Source organism: Halobacillus hunanensis, from assembly GCF_900166655.1.
Classification (GTDB): Bacteria; Bacillota; Bacilli; order Bacillales; family Halobacillaceae; genus Halobacillus_A; species Halobacillus_A hunanensis.
Map to the genome: position 1 here is coordinate 179339 of NZ_FVZB01000005.1, position 14526 is coordinate 193864.

Here is a 14526-nt window from a genome sequence, read left to right on the forward strand (position 1 = left end):
TAATTAAATACGGTCCAATGATCTATCCAATTATAAAGAAAATAATGAACAAACGCAGGTCAAAAAGATATTAACATAATCGTGCCTTTTTAAAGGCATGATTTTTTATTCATATGCTAGAATAATAGATATAGTAAATTATGGTTGAGGGTAATAAAGGGGCTGTAAAAATGAATCGATGGGATGCAACACCGTTAATCCGCTTCTTTGGCGGGCGCAATTTGTTGTACATACTTGGGGTTATCCTTTTTATAGGAGTAAATATATTAGTCTATACAAAAGTTTCTTTTATTTTCCACCCGCTCGTTGTATTTTTAGAAACCATTGCTTTACCTGTTATTCTAACCGTAGTGGCTTACTATTTATTAAGGCCGCTCATCGGACTATTGGAGCGATTTCATATTAAAAGGATATGGGGGATCCTCATTACCCTTGTCCTGGTTGCGGGAATGATTACTTTTCTAGTTATCCTTATCATTCCTTTTCTGGAGAAACAGTTTATGAGTCTTGCCGAAGAACTTCCCCAATACTTGATGGAGATGGCGAACTCTATTGATGAATGGTTAAGAAATTCAATGTTCGCTGGTTACTATAATAACTTATTTACGGATGTTGGCAGTTTGGTTGACCGTTTGCCAGAGGATCTTTCCACTTTTGCAGGGTCGACGATCGAAGGGATTACGAACTTTATCTCTACATTAACCACGGTCATTATTGCGATCATCACTTTACCATTTATTTTATTCTATCTTCTTAAGGACGGGGAGAGGCTGCCAAGGATGATTCTCAGAGTGCTTCCTCCTAAAGTCAGACCTGAGATTTCCAGCGTTTTTAAAGGAATTGACCATCAGCTTAGTGCTTACATCCAGGGGCAGATCATTGTAAGTTTCTGTATTGGTATTATGATGTATATTGGATTTATCATTATCGGGCTGGATTATGCGCTGCTATTAGCGGCAATTGCCAGTGTTACCAGTGTTGTTCCGTATCTAGGGCCAACGATTGCGATATTGCCTGCGTTGATCATTGCTATTGTAACATCGCCCTTTATGGTGTTAAAGCTGGCGTTTGTCTGGACCGCTGTCCAGCTTCTGGAGGGAAAATTTATTTCTCCGCAGATTATGGGGAAAAGTTTACACATTCACCCTGTTACAATAATTTTTGTCCTGCTGACAGCTGGCCATTTGTTTGGGGTGTTAGGAATTATTGTGGCGATACCGGGATACGCTATTTTCAAAGTGCTTGCTGTCCATTTATTCTACTGGTTCCAGCTCAGGTATAATAAATATGTGAGAGAAGAAAAAGACCAATATGAGATACACAAATAAAGCCCGGGACTCCCGGGCTTTATTTGTGTAAAGTTAAATTGTAAAAAAGTACCACCTCAGGTCATCCAAATAATGGATAGTATCATTCAGGAAGTCGTTTATAGTGATTGATCCATAAATTCGGTGCGGCTTGGGTGACTCCTGTCTGAATGAAACCTTCGTTCTCATAAAGTGTTTGAGCAGGGGAGTTGCCTTTCCCGGTAGTAACTATGAAAGTCGAGTTTGGAAACCTTTTGAATAACGATGACAATAACGATTTTGCAACTCCTTGCCTGAAATAGGCTGGGTCAACCACAAGGCGATGGATATCCACCAGGTTACCCCTCTTTTTCTTAAAAGAGATGAAGCCGATAAGCCTATCTTTTTGGAAACAGCCGAGAAATACTTCATCACAAGTCAGAACATCGATAACAGAATCATAAAGTCTCGGAATTTGGTCCGTTTGCAGAAGTTCTGCTTCCACTCGATAAGAAGGAATTTGAACAGTTAGGATTTGCCGAGCTATTTGTAGATGTTTATGATCTAATTTCGTGATCATTGTGTACCTCCAAAGAGTCATGTCATACGATAGCGTACGAAACAATAGATAATAGAATCGAAGTAATGACAACAGCAATTATAGGCTTGACCGCTTTATCTCGTAAATCATGCAGACTGATATTAACACCAAGGCCCACCATAGCCATTGTTAAGATAAACGAGGTCACGACAGAGACTGCATTGGTAAATGAATCAGGTACAGGAATAAAAGTACCTAACACGTAACTTCCTAGCAAGCTCATCACAATAAAACCGACTAAAAACCAGGGGAAGGCTGCTTGATTGTTGGATTCTTTGTTTCCCTTTCGCCCCATGATCCAAATGATGATCAGACTTACAGGTATAAGTAGAAATACACGTCCAAGTTTAGCAAGTAAAGCCATAGCCAGCCCATTTTCTCCAGCAGGTGCTCCGGCCAATACTACGTTTGCCACTTCATGAAGGCTGAGCCCGGCCCACATGCCGTAAGCTTCTGCTCCAAGTGGAAGGAAGGGTCTCAATATCGTATATATTAATGCGAAAACGGTGCCAACAAATGAAATGATTCCTACGCTAATAGCTGTATCCTCTTCTTTTGCCTTCAGAATCGGGGAAACGGCAGCGATCGCAGACGCCCCGCAAATACCAGTTCCGATCCCAATCAGCAAGGAAATGGAGCGGTCAGCTTTGAAGAGGCGGGCAAGCATCATCATCACCCCAATTGCGAATAGAATGACGAACAGATCTCGTAAAAATAAAGCTGCTCCTTCATTTAAAATGACGTTGATATTAAGTTTGAGACCGAATAAAACGATTGCGATCCGCAGCAACTTTTTAGTGGAAAACTGAATCCCTGTATGAATTTTGTCAGGGTACCCCAAAAAGTGCCGATACAACACAGCAATGAGAATAGATGTGGCCAAAGGGCCAATCTGATTCAAACCTGGCAATAAAGCGAGGCCGTAACCGAACAATGCTAGTAAAAAAGTGAAGCCAATCCCTGATAACCAGGGACCCATTTTATTTCCTTGATTAGCGAACATAATTTAACCTTCTTTAATAATTGAGTATAAACATACTATACGATTCGGACTAGTTATTAGTAAAATAAAACTTTATAATAATAAGTATTAATAATTTTAATCATTAGGGTGAACTACATGGATTTTGAAGCGCTAAAAACGTATATCACGGTCGTCGAATTACAGAGTTTCACAAAAGCATCGAAAACGTTAAATCTTTCTCAACCCACAGTAAGTTTTCATATTAAAAATTTGGAGAGTTTTTATCAATCGACGTTAATTGACCGTTCTCCGAAAAGATTCCAACTAACACAAACAGGGGAATTAGTCTATCAGCGAGCGCGCCAAGTATTAGGAGTAATTGATAAATCACGGACGGAAGTTAATGATTACCATAATCAATTGCGAGGCTCTTTGCATATAGGCGCGAGTTATACGGTAGGGGAATATATTCTGCCTGGGCTGCTGAAGGTTTTTGACGAGAGATATCCAGAAGTTGACTTGGAGATTGAAATTGAAAATACAGAACGGATTAATCGGGGTGTTCAGCTGCATGATTTGGATATTGGCCTTGTAGAAGGGCAAGTCAGTGAAAGGGAGCTGGGCTCCGTTCCGTTTTTAGAAGACGAAATCGTTGTGGTCGTTCCTCTCGAACATTCCATACGCAAACAGGAAGAAGTGGGGTTTCATCAGCTTCAAGACCATACTTGGATTGGGCGTGAAGCAGGATCGGGAACACGGGCAGTGATGGATTCTATCCTTGAATCTTATAATATCCGTCCTCGCAAAATGATTACGATTGGCAGTAATCATGGAGTCATCCAAGGAGTGAAACAAGGGCTCGGTTTATCTTTAATTTCAAAAACTGTTGTAGACCATTCCCATGCTCATCATCATATTTATGAACTGCCCTTTATCAAACCGCCTACACGTTTCTTTTCATATGTGTTTCCGGCTTCAGAACAGGAACTGTCCAAAAATGCGGAAGTATTTATTGAATTGATGGAGGAATTCTTTAATCTGCAAGGAAATCTATAATACCTGCATAATTTAGCTTGTTGAAGGGTATGTTAAAATTGGAGAAAAAGTTGAAACATTTGAATGAGTCTTAACGTACACGATAGATGGGAACGATTAGGGGTGGCTCCGAGCCAAATTTTGCAATTTATACTGAGGTGAAAACATGAAGAGCCTGGACCAGTTCGTCGATTATTTGAAGACTCTGGGAGTTGAGGTAGAGAAAGTTTATAAAACACCGAAGGAAGAAACGAGATAATCGCAAAGCTTGCTTACAACGTACTTAATTAGAACATATGTAAAAATGAGGTGTGCCTTAATGACATACCTCATTTCTATGCACTTTTTTCTGATGTAATTTTTATGAATAGAGGATTGCGAGACTGATAGATGGACCAAAGCATTCCTAACCCAACTGGGACAAGCAGCGTCATAAATACGATATTTGCGTTAAACTTGGACGCAAGGATACCGAACAATGGACCAGTGATGACAACAGATGTTTGGTTACATAACATACGAAAGCTTGACATTCTTCCATGATATTCTTTTTCCGTAGCTATTTGTTGAACAGACTGCAACAGCGCTCTTACAAAAGAGGTGCCGACTCCTACGAAGAGAACAGCAATAAAGGCTATCCATATGTTTCTTGTAATGGCTAACAGGAGTAAACCTAAGGCTACGCTTGCAAGTGCATAAAACGCCAAATGGTTTTTCAACTTTCTCCACCACCAGGCACCTAATAACCCGGCTGTAATCCCTCCAATTGAAAAAGTAACATCGAGGAATCCGTAAATAAGCGCTGAACGATTTAAATACGCACTCGTGTACACAGACAGAAAACCAAGTGTTGTATGAAAGGTGAGCTGACCAAGCATCATCATCACAAATAGACTATGAAGTATGGAATGACTCTTTAAGTAGGAAAATCCATCTTTTAACTCGGTGAAAAACCGCTGTTTTTTTATATGGTTCCGCTCAGGTGATGGTGTATAGGTCATTAGGAGAATGGAGAAGAAGGCCCCCAGGTAAAAGACGAGCACCATGGCCAAAGATAAAGGAATTTCAACCCAACTGGAAAAGAGTCCTCCTAAAGCAGCTCCTGCTAAACTTCCAGAAATGGTAGCTGTTCCTGATAATGAAAAAATCCTCGGTAACTCTCGTTGGTCAAAAACTTCAGCAACTAATGCTTGAAGTGATGGACGGAACAAGGAACCCGTAGTCTGAAGAACCATATGGGTGACGATAATCCACCATGGGGTGACCCAATCGTAAACAAATGAGACAAGAAGCACGCTTAGAATGAACAGGTTCATTCCTCCTGCAAGGTTCGCAAGCATCTTACGATTATGTCGATCCACAATCACCCCGAAGATTAAATTTGAAAATAACCCCGGAACGAAGCCTAAGCTGACAAATACCCCAGTAAATATGGCATTCTCAGTCCATTGAAAAAGAAACCAGGTAACAAGAACGAAGTACATTGCCCTTCCGCATTCATATAAAAAGTAGCCTGATAAAAGCTTGTTTCTATTTACGCGATTCATCCGAACACCCCACATTTTTAACCTAACTTCATCCTACCCCAGCTTATGAAATAAGTATAATATTGGATTATAATTAAAATTGATAAGAATAAGTTATAGGGGGATCTTATGAGAATAGATGACTATCAATTGCTTTTATATTTAAGAGAACATAAAACGATAAGAGCAACAGCGAAGAAAATACTTTTATCACAGCCCGCTATTACGCAACGACTAAAATATATAGAAGAATACTTCGGAGTGAAGATTTTCCTGCGTACACCAAAGCAGTTAGTTGTAACGGCTGCAGGTGAACAAATTATCAAACATGCTGAACAATTGCTTATCCAGGAAACTCAATTACATCATCAGCTGATCAAGTCAGTAGATGAGGTGGCGGGGACCCTGTCACTTGGTGTTTCTTCTTTAGTAAGTCAGCATTATCTTCCAATGATTCTAGACGCTTATACGAAAGTTTATCCTAAGGTAACCATTGATTTAATTACAGGGGTAAGTGAAGAAATACGGCAGTCAGCTGCTGATTTTCATGTATCCATTGTTCGTGGAGAACCGCTCTTGGATTACAAATCTTATCACTTATTCAGTGACCAGCTTTATCTTTTTGACACGAAAGAAATCGGAAAGGAGCAACGCCCATTTATTGAATTTAAAACGGATGCTGACTATCAAAAGCTGATAGAAGACTGGATGCTGGAACAAAAGAGTTTGAATATACGGCGCTCGATGAAGGTGGATCAGTTTGAAACAGCAAAGGAGTTAATGAAAATAGGGTTGGGGATGACGGTTCTTCCTAAGAGTATGGTGACAGAGGAGTTAATGAATTTACCTCATCTATCATTAGAGGTAAATGGAAAACCGTTAGTCAGGGAAACGTGGTTGTGTGTAAAAGAGGGGATTTGTGCTCTTCCTCAAGTAGATGCATTTGTGGATATGCTGGAGAATAAGTCGTGGATATAGAAGATAGGATCGTGCAAGTATAGAAAATTGCTGGATGATCTTCGGATCTTACTATAAAGCCAACTTGGAAACTCCAATCAGCATGGATTGGAGTTTGAATGAGCGTGATCTCTCAAGTCTATTTCAGCTTTACGTTAGTCATTATGAATTTGCTCTTAGGCAGTGTAGGCATCCTAACCATGCTATAGTTCAGGTTTTGCTTGGGCACTTCATAGTTAAGTTGACGTAAAAAGTTTAAGCTGGCCATCATGGCTTCAATCGTGGCCCATTCTCCAGGACACCGGTGATTCTTGTAATAGTCGCCGCCGCCTTGCGGAATCAAATCAAATAGGCCGCCATTCCAGTTTTTAAATCGTTTGGGAGAGAAAGCGTAGGGTTCCTTCCATAAGCGCGAATCGTGATTGGTTCCATAAATATCGAGCAACACTAACTGGCCTTCGTTAAAATGGCATTGATTCCAGATGAAACTGCGTCGTACACGAGCTCCTAAAAATGGCCCAAAAGGATAGTACCGTCGGACCTCCTGTATAAACATTCTTGTCCGGTCTTCACTACAATCCCTCAACTCATCGTACAGTTCAGGGTGTTTATGCAATGCTAAGGCACCGAATGTAATATAAGTGGCAATGGCTACAATGGGACGCAGCACATTAATTAACTCGATAGCTGCCATGCTTATGTTCAATGGTTTGCCTTCCAGGTCTTTATGAAAGGCCATAGCATATGCGGCGCTTTCTTCATCTGCCTTTAATTTACCAGAACGGATTTTTTTAATAACTTGCCGAATCCATTTCTCTGCCCTGGCCCTTGCCTTTCTTCCCCGCCAATGTCTTGGCCCAACGGCTCCAAAAGCATCCACCATATTGGAAAAATCAGCCTTTTGGGGGATTTCTGCTTCTTTAATTGGCACACCGGCCCATTCGCAAGCGGCCTGGCATAGCACTTCCTGTGCTTCATCGAACAGTACTATTTTATCTTTTTTCTTCCATTTGGCAGCTCGCTGCTCCCAATATTGTTTGGTTAGTTCACTGAGCTGTTGCAGTCTCGAATCTGTCATGAGTGACATAAAAAGCTGCTTGCGGTGTTCGTGAGGTGATCCATCCATTGTTTGAATTCCGATTTCACCAAATAATGTTTTTTGGATTCTTTTTGGGGCGGCACCATCCCGTTGAAATCGCTCTTTATCATAGAACATCTTTGCTGCTTCTTGACCTGCCATACAAATTACATTTTGCCCGAGCAGCCTCGTTTGAAAGAGGTCTGTTCCGTAGCGAGCAGTCCTCTTTGGGATGAATTGGTAACCTTCAGACAATAAAGTAATACTATGATCTAATCCTTTTTCGCGAGTGATATTATTGGATTTTTTCATGAGCAGCATTCCTTTCAACCGTATTTTGATCATTGTATTAATCTTCCCAAGAGTGGAAGCATTAAACTCCTTCAGTGTTTTTGAAAGTTTGTAAAAAACAAAAAAACCGCTTCACCGTAAAATACGAGGAAGCGGTTTTTGGCGTCTTTGCTTCTATAGGGTAGAACGGAATCGTTCCAGGAAGGATTGTAGACGGTCACTTTCTGGGTCCTCTAAGATTTGCTGAGGCGGTCCTTGTTCGGCAATTTTTCCTCCTTCAAGAAAAACTATTCGGTCCGCTACATCTCGTGCAAAATCCATTTCATGAGTAACAAGGATCATAGCCATTTCGCCCTCCTTGGCAATGTCCTTAATGACTTCAAGCACTTCTCCAACAGTCTCCGGATCGAGCGCAGAGGTAACTTCGTCAAAGAGCATGACTTTCGGACGCATAACCACAGCGCGGGCGATGGCTACACGCTGCTGTTGCCCTCCTGACAATTGGGCTGGGTAAGAGTCAAGTTTATCTCCAAGCCCAACTTTAGTGAGCATTTCTTTAGCCCGTTGTTCGGCTTCTTCCTTAGAAACACCCAAGACGTTAATAGGGGCCGACGTGCAATTCTTCAAAATGGTCATATGGGGAAACAAATTAAAGTGTTGAAAAACCATCCCAATGTTTCCCCTTACCTGGCGCAAGTGTTTCTCATCAGCTGGAACGAGTTCCCCGTTTACTTCTTTATGCCAAAGTGGAGTGCCGTCGACATTGATGATGCCGGATGTTGGTTTCTCAAGTGTCATTAACATGCGGATGATCGTCGTTTTCCCGGAGCCACTTGGTCCGATCAGGGCAAGCTTTTCTCCGGGGGTCACTGTCAGGTTAATTCCATTTAGTACTTCAACATCGTCAAACGATTTGTGTACATCTTTATATTCTACGAGTGGTTGGCTCATGAGGCTGTCACTCCTTTTTTATTAGGTTTTTTATTGTCAGATTTGTAGCGTTTATTTAATTTTTTCTCAAGCCATTGGACAAATAGAGCTGATGGATAACTCATCGCCAGGAAGAAGAAAGCAACGAGTGTGTAGGGTTCTAAATATTCGAAGTTATTGACTCCGTACACCTCAGCAGCAGTCAGCATTCCGGCTACACCCACAACGATGGTTAAAGGTATCTCTTTAAACATTATGATCAAGTAGTTACCAAGCATCGGGATGACAGGCGGGATCGCCTGGGGTAAAATGATTTTTGTCCATTTTTGTGCTGTTGTATAATTCAGTGCTGTTGCCGCTTCTAATTGTCCTTTCGGCACGCCTTCGATCCCAGAACGGTAAATCTCGGAAATATATGTGCTGAAATGGACACCTAAACCAAGAATGGCCACAGTAAACGGCTCAAGTGTTACCCCGATATAAGGGATTAACGGCCATGCGAAGAACAAAAAATAAAGCTGGACAAGCGGCGGAGTAGAACGAATAAATTCAATTATGAAACTAATAAGCCAATAGACCGGTTTGAATTTAATTCTTCTAAGAGCTGTCCATATTCCGCCTACGATAAGCGATACAGTAAAACAGATAATGGTCAGGCTGAGAGTGGTCCACATGGCTTCGAAAATGTAAGGGAAGACGTCAATAACTGTACTCCAATTCCATTTCATTCAGTAGCCACTCCCTTCGAAGCCCAGCGTTCAAGCCATCGTGTTAAGCCGATAAGCGGGAGGGCAATAATGAAATACAGGACAAGGAGCATTGTAAACACAGCTACCCCTTCAGAGATATTGGCATCACGATACAGTAAGCCTACATAAGTAATATCGGCCAGCGATATGATAGAAACGAGTGAGGTCGCTTTTAACATTTGAATGAGGTAATTTCCAAACTCCGGAAGCATCATACGAATGGCCTGGGGCAGGATTACGAATCTCATTCGCTGAAAACGAGACATATTTAATGCAGTCGCTGCTTCTGACTGGCCTGAGGAAACAGCTAAAATCGATCCGCGGACGACTTCAGACATATAGGCGCCATAGTTCATGCCTATCGTGATAACTCCTATGAGATATGCGGACAGTTCGACACCTAATAAACCCGGGAGAACATAGAAAAACCAGAATAACTGGACAACTAATGACGTCCCTCTAAACACCTCAATATAAACTTTGGTGAAGTTTCGAATTAAAAAGTTCTTAGAAAGGCGTCCGAACCCAGCTAAAAACGCAATAAGATAGCCGAAAATAGCTGATCCTATTAGAACAGTAATCGTTATATTTAAGCCTTCTAATAGTACGGGAATTATCTCAATATAATTGCTGATTTGAGTTCACCCTTTCTTTTTTCTGAAAAAAAGGCACCCGGGTATCGGGTGCCTTTCACATTCGTTATTTACCCTTTACAAAGTTGTTTTACCGTTATGTCTTCTGTGATGAGATTATTATCGCCGAAGAATTCTACGGAGTTTACAATCTCCGCCAGCTCACCGCTTTCTCTCATTTTTTCAAGCTCTGCGTTGTAGGCTTCACGGAGTTCATCAGCATCTTGAGCGAAGCCGGCCGCACCGTAACTTGGAACTCCTTCTACATCTGGCTGTTCGAAATTATCAACATATTCAAGTGATTCGCCGCCTGTTGATTTCATAGCTTTCTTTACGGTAAGTTCAGTAGCAGTAGTTGCCTGAGCACGTCCAGTTTTAACAGCATCAAGAGTAGCTGCAATATCAGGGTATGTTTCAATTTGATCTTCACTTACTCCTGCGCTTTTCAGAAAGTCAACCTCAGTTGCTCCTGACATAACCGCAACTTTCACATCCGGGTTTTCTGCAATATCTTTGTAACTGGTTAAAGAAAGAGGATTTCCTTTTTCGACAACCATTCCTTCGCCATATTTGATTCCTGGCATACCGAAGTCAATTTGTTCACAACGATTTGGTTTAATGGCCATCGCAGCGGTAATAACGTCAAATTTGCCGGTTTTAACACCTGGAATAAGCTGTTTCCATTCTGCGATTTCACCTCGTACTTCTTCAATTCCCATGTTCTTAAATGCTGCTTTTGCAATTTTAACAGCTACACCTTTTAGCTCATCACCTTCTTTATAGGCATAAGGTGCTTCGTTCGCAAATCCAACTGTCACATAACCTTGTTCTTTAATTTTAGCGAGAGCAGAATCTCCACCATCGCCGCCACTGGATTCTTCAGATCCACAGGCTGCTAAAAGCATGATGGAAAGCGCAATCATAAGAATCGAGAGTACCCTCTTTTTCATAATTGACCTCCTTAGATTGATTTATATTGTAAGTATTAAGAAATGTGGTGCATCAGTCTTAGGGCGGGATATCTAGGCAAGTAATATTTATACTATCAACCCTATAAAAAAACAGCAAACTCTAAATTTTCCGATTATGGTGAATATACGCTTTTTAGATAGGGTATATTACGGACAACTTCCATATCCTTTAAATACATAGGGAATTTGTAATAAGTTTGTAAAATAAGCGCTTTTGTACATGCTATGAAAGTATTATGAGAAATAGACGTAGAATCGAATGATTGTTCTAAACCCGACTCATTTAGTATGATTTAAGAGTGGAAAGTAATGGGGAGTGAGTAGTGATGAATACAATATTAGATTCTTTCATTAAAAATGAAAGACAACAGCGTTTAATTGAAAGAGCCGCGAATATAGCAAAAGAAGCTCGGTTACATGTGGCGGATTCAGACCGGGAGGCTGTTTTTCCCAATGAAACTCTGAAAGTCATCAAACAAGAGGGATACCCGTCTTTTACCTTGCCAGCCAAATATGGAGGCGAAGATCTTTCTCTATATGAATTTCTACTATTACAGGAAACGATAGCCGTCGGTGATGGCTCCACAGCCCTGTCCATGGGTTGGCACCTTGGAATTGTGATGGAACTAAGTGAAGATAAACCTTGGAAACATAAAACATTTGAGCGGTTAGCCTCCGAAATCGCAAGTGAACAAAAGGTTGTGAACCGTTTAGCGACTGAAGCGGGGACCGGGAGTCCAACCAGAGGTGGTATTCCGGAAACAAAGGCTGTAAAAAGAGAGGGGCTATATGTGCTCACCGGCCGTAAAACATTTGCATCAATGGCCGACCACCTGGATTATTATATTGTCTCCGCCTACGTTGAAGATCTAGATAAAGTAGGATGGTTCTTAATTGATAGGCATCAGCCTGGCCTAACTATTGATAAAACCTGGGATACACTAGGAATGCGTGGTACGGAGAGTGACGATTTAATTCTTGATGAAGTGGAAGTGAATGAACAGGATTTAGTTGAGATCAAGGGGCAAAGTAAACCTTCTCCAAAGGGGTGGCTGCTTCATATTCCTGCATGTTATTTAGGGATCGCTGTAGCAGCTAGAGACGCGGCTATTGAGTTTGCCACATCCTTTCAGCCGAACAGCCTTGATACGACAATTTCAGAGGTAGGGCATATCAGAGATAAAATTGGCGAGATGGAATGGAAGCTCATGCAGGCACACAGCTTTATGTATGCAACGGCTAGGAAATGGGATGAAGAGCCGGAGAAGCGTATGAAGATGGGTGCCGAACTTGCAGCTGTAAAGCTTGCGGTGACGAATACAGCGAATGAAGTTGTTGATCTGGCTATGCGGATCGCTGGCGGGCGAGGATTATCGAAACAACAGCCATTTGAAAAGTTGTATCGAGACGTTCGTGCAGGTCTTCATAATCCACCGATGGATGATGCAGTGGTGAGGATGTTAGCAGGTAGAGCTCTTGACTCATAGAAAGAAAGCATGTTCCTTTGTCGAGGAACATGCTTTTTAATTAGGAAGAGAAAAATAGGGTATCCATAATAGTATAATTAAACAATCAGGGGAGGTTTAGCATGAAATTTCTTGTTATTAACGGGCACGAATATTATCCCCATTCTAAAGGTGAACTCAATCAAACCCTTTTTCAATACCTGATCGAAAAAATAAGGAAAACATGTGAAGTTCAAACAACGACCATACAAGAAGGCTATGAGGTGAGAGAAGAACAAGAAAAGGTGAAGTGGGCAGATATTGTAATATATCAAACTCCGGTCTATTGTTACAGTGTTCCTGCCTTGTTGAAAAAATATTTTGATACCGTTCATGAGTATGGAGTGTTTTTCAAAGGGAATCAAAGTGATTATGGGACGGGGGGATTGCTTCATAGTAAGCGGTACATGTTTTCAACAACATGGAATGCCCCGCGTTCTGCATTTAACAATCCAGACAAATTTTTTGAGGGAAGAGGTGTGGAGGAAGTTCTCTTTCATCTGCATCTCATTCATAAATATACTGGGATGAAGCCAATTGATACATTTGCTTGTTTTAACGTAAAGAAACAGCCTGATTTGGAACAGTTTAAGAGTGAGTTGGATTCTCATCTTAATCGTTTTATTCCCGAACTTACTTTCTAATATGAGTCATTAGTCCATTCTCTTAATCAAACAGCTTGTTTCAATAAAACAGAATCGATATGTGATGAAAAATTGCGAAAGGCTAAATTATTTTCAACTCAATTGTACAGAATAAATGTGTGTTTTTCTTATTAAGAATTGAGGAGGAAGATAATATGCAGTTAGCATCACATGAACTTCATGATTTAACTGAGCTAACAATGGGCTGCTATAACACAATTGGCTGTATGGCAAGTTTCATTCAGCAGGCGCAAGATCCTGAACCCTCCTGTACCAATGCAATAATGTGGATGAAGTCCGTCTTCTACATACGAAGGCGGACTTTTTAATATGGGAAATTTTATGATGGATAGGTGCACCTTTTTTACAAAAAATAATAGGAGTAAATGATTAATTGAAAAGGAGAAATAAGATGTTCTCACATGTAAAAGAACTTCAATATAACGCTAAACCCACTCAGCCTGACCCGGTTTATGCGAAAAAGCTTCAAGAAATATTAGGCGGTCAGTATGGGGAAATGTCAGTAATGATGCAATACCTTTTCCAGGGGTGGAACTGTAGAGCTGAAAACAAGTATAAGGACATGATCTTAGATATTGGTACAGAGGAAATTGCTCACGTAGAGATGATTGCTACAATGATTGCTCAATTACTCGATGGAGCACCAGCACATGATCAGGAGCAAGGTGCCAAAGATCCTGCAGTAGAAGCTGTACTAGGTGGGATGAATCCTCAGCATGCCATTGTAAACGGCCTTGGAGCCCAGCCGAATGATGCAGCCGGATACCCATGGAACGCACGCTATACAATTGCCAGCGGCAACTTGCTGGCAGACTTCAGAGCAAATTTAAATGCGGAATCACAGGGTCGTCTTCAAGTTGTTCGTCTATATGAAATGACAACTGATCCCGGGGTAAGGGATATGCTTTCTTTCTTAATCGCCAGAGATAAAATGCACCAAAATCAATGGATGGCTGCTATTGAAGAATTAGAACAAACCCAGGGTGCTGTGGTCCCTAGCACATTTAGTCCTGATCACGAGAAATTAGATGTAGCTTATTCGTTTATGAACTTTTCTGAAGGAGAGGAAAGCAGTGAGGGGCGTTGGGCCAGTGGTCCTGCATTGGACGGTAATGGTACATTTGAATATGTTCAGAGCCCGGGGGCCAATGGTCAGAATCCGACTCTCATACCAGCCCCAGCTTATATTCATGGTACACCACCTGAAGGAATGAGCGTTATGCAAAATAGCGGAGGAATTCAGCCCCATCTACAGTAAGGAATAGAGGGAATGTATATGAAAATGTACTCAAATTCGAACAGGGAAGGAAAACATGAAGAAATCAGGCAGCAGCAA

Annotated in this window: 14 protein-coding genes and 1 pseudogene; 7 read left to right on the forward strand and 8 right to left on the reverse strand. The window is 41.2% G+C overall.

The genetic code is table 11. The features are described from left to right. The first annotated feature begins 170 nt into the window (after window positions 1-170). Entirely contained in the window at window positions 171-1328 is a 1158-nt protein-coding gene (locus B5354_RS01870; protein ID WP_079525408.1) for an AI-2E family transporter, read from the forward strand. 82 nt (window positions 1329-1410) lie between these two features. Here B5354_RS01870 and B5354_RS01875 read toward each other — a convergent pair whose 3' ends face one another. After that, window positions 1411-1866 (reverse strand): GNAT family N-acetyltransferase, encoded by a 456-nt coding sequence (locus tag B5354_RS01875; protein ID WP_079525410.1) that lies wholly within the window; start codon window positions 1864-1866, stop codon window positions 1411-1413. A 22-nt stretch (window positions 1867-1888) separates the two neighbouring features. After that, a complete protein-coding gene (locus B5354_RS01880; RefSeq protein ID WP_079525411.1) occupies window positions 1889-2890 on the reverse strand; it encodes a YeiH family protein in 1002 nt (333 codons plus the stop codon). Between the two features lie 117 nt (window positions 2891-3007). On the opposite strand from B5354_RS01880, the gene B5354_RS01885 reads away from it, so the two are divergent. Next, complete coding sequence (locus tag B5354_RS01885) at window positions 3008-3907, forward strand: LysR family transcriptional regulator (protein WP_079525413.1); 900 nt, start codon at window positions 3008-3010, stop codon at window positions 3905-3907. 314 nt (window positions 3908-4221) lie between these two features. On the opposite strand, the gene B5354_RS01890 is transcribed toward B5354_RS01885, so the two are convergent. Further along, window positions 4222-5433, reverse strand: a complete 1212-nt coding sequence (locus tag B5354_RS01890; RefSeq protein WP_079525415.1) for an MFS transporter — start codon at window positions 5431-5433, stop codon at window positions 4222-4224. 108 nt (window positions 5434-5541) lie between these two features. Between B5354_RS01890 and B5354_RS01895 the strand changes: the two genes are divergently transcribed. After that, window positions 5542-6390: a LysR family transcriptional regulator gene (locus B5354_RS01895; RefSeq protein ID WP_079525417.1), complete on the forward strand. Its 849-nt coding sequence runs from the start codon at window positions 5542-5544 to the stop codon at window positions 6388-6390. Window positions 6391-6508: 118 nt separating this feature from the next. Here B5354_RS01895 and cypC read toward each other — a convergent pair whose 3' ends face one another. From cypC to ehuB, 5 genes are all read right to left on the reverse strand, one after another. Then, window positions 6509-7759 carry a CYP152 family fatty-acid peroxygenase CypC gene (cypC, locus tag B5354_RS01900; RefSeq protein ID WP_079526727.1) on the reverse strand — a complete coding sequence of 417 codons (1251 nt, stop codon included), beginning with the start codon at window positions 7757-7759 and terminating at the stop codon, window positions 6509-6511. Window positions 7760-7912: 153 nt separating this feature from the next. After that, a complete protein-coding gene (gene ehuA / locus B5354_RS01905) occupies window positions 7913-8689 on the reverse strand; it encodes an ectoine/hydroxyectoine ABC transporter ATP-binding protein EhuA (RefSeq protein WP_079525419.1) in 777 nt (258 codons plus the stop codon). Continuing rightward, entirely contained in the window at window positions 8686-9396 is a 711-nt protein-coding gene (gene ehuD, locus B5354_RS01910) for an ectoine/hydroxyectoine ABC transporter permease subunit EhuD (protein ID WP_079525421.1), read from the reverse strand. The genes ehuA and ehuD overlap by 4 nt, the downstream gene beginning before the upstream one ends. Continuing rightward, the gene (gene ehuC, locus B5354_RS01915; RefSeq protein ID WP_079525423.1) at window positions 9393-10052 is read right to left on the reverse strand and encodes an ectoine/hydroxyectoine ABC transporter permease subunit EhuC; all 660 of its coding nucleotides are present in this window, start codon (window positions 10050-10052) and stop codon (window positions 9393-9395) included. The genes ehuD and ehuC overlap by 4 nt, the downstream gene beginning before the upstream one ends. Window positions 10053-10120: 68 nt before the next feature. Continuing rightward, window positions 10121-10999: an ectoine/hydroxyectoine ABC transporter substrate-binding protein EhuB gene (ehuB, locus tag B5354_RS01920; RefSeq protein WP_079525425.1), complete on the reverse strand. Its 879-nt coding sequence runs from the start codon at window positions 10997-10999 to the stop codon at window positions 10121-10123. A 347-nt stretch (window positions 11000-11346) separates the two neighbouring features. Between ehuB and B5354_RS01925 the strand changes: the two genes are divergently transcribed. The 4 genes and pseudogenes from B5354_RS01925 to B5354_RS01940 all read left to right on the forward strand — a co-directional run bounded on the left by B5354_RS01925 (window position 11347) and on the right by B5354_RS01940 (window position 14448). Then, window positions 11347-12507, forward strand: a complete 1161-nt coding sequence (locus tag B5354_RS01925) for an acyl-CoA dehydrogenase family protein (RefSeq protein WP_079525427.1) — start codon at window positions 11347-11349, stop codon at window positions 12505-12507. A 101-nt stretch (window positions 12508-12608) separates the two neighbouring features. Further along, window positions 12609-13169 (forward strand): NAD(P)H-dependent oxidoreductase, encoded by a 561-nt coding sequence (locus B5354_RS01930; protein WP_079525429.1) that lies wholly within the window; start codon window positions 12609-12611, stop codon window positions 13167-13169. A 155-nt stretch (window positions 13170-13324) separates the two neighbouring features. Continuing rightward, window positions 13325-13432 (forward strand): annotated as a pseudogene (locus B5354_RS01935) (spore coat protein); the annotation flags it as partial. Window positions 13433-13581: 149 nt separating this feature from the next. Continuing rightward, the gene (locus tag B5354_RS01940) at window positions 13582-14448 is read left to right on the forward strand and encodes a manganese catalase (protein WP_079525431.1); all 867 of its coding nucleotides are present in this window, start codon (window positions 13582-13584) and stop codon (window positions 14446-14448) included. The last annotated feature ends 78 nt before the right edge of the window (window positions 14449-14526 follow it).